Genomic DNA, 623 nt, shown 5'->3' with positions numbered 1-623 from the left:
CTGATCATATTGATGGCGTCCTTCAACGCGTTGGAAGCGTCCTTGGCGTAGCCGTCCGCGCCGAACAAATTGGCCACCTGCTCGGTCACCGGCGCGCCGCCGATCATGATCTTGGCCTTGGGGTTCTTTTCCCGGATCTTTTTGATGATGTTTTTCATCCCGACCATGGTGGTGGTCATCATCGCCGACAGGGCCACAATCTCCGAGTCGGTCTTCAGCTGCTCCTCCACGAATTTCTCCAGCGGCACGTCCCGGCCCAGGTCGTGCACCACAAATCCGGCCGCGTCGAACATCATTTTGACGATGTTTTTGCCGATGTCGTGCACGTCGCCCTGCACCACGCCCATGACCACCTGGCCCTTGGGTTTTTCATTGGGGTCCTTCTTCAAGAGCGGCCGCAGGATGTCCAGACCGGCGTACATGGCGTCGGCGCACATCAGCAGTTCGGGCACGAAGTATTCCTGAATCTCGTACAGGCGGCCCACTTCCTGCATGCCCACCACCAGTCCGTCAAAGATCGCCTTGTGCGGGTCCATGCCTTCCGCCACTGATTCGTTGGCCGCTTCCCGGGCCGTGTCCTCGTCATAGTTGACCACGCTGTCCGCCAGTTTCTTGAGTAACTC

At 58.9% G+C, this 623-nt stretch carries 1 protein-coding gene; it reads right to left on the bottom strand.

What is annotated here, in order from left to right:
- Positions 1-623, bottom strand: a 623-nt coding sequence (locus tag A6M21_RS07145) for a corrinoid protein (protein ID WP_066667420.1), incomplete at both ends; no start/stop codon positions are given.

Origin of the sequence: Desulfotomaculum copahuensis (assembly GCF_001655685.1) — a bacterium.
GTDB lineage: Bacteria > Bacillota > Desulfotomaculia > Desulfotomaculales > Desulfovirgulaceae > Desulfotomaculum_G > Desulfotomaculum_G copahuensis.
Note: the sequence above shows the minus strand (reverse complement) of the source record. Positions and strands in the feature narration are given on the sequence as shown.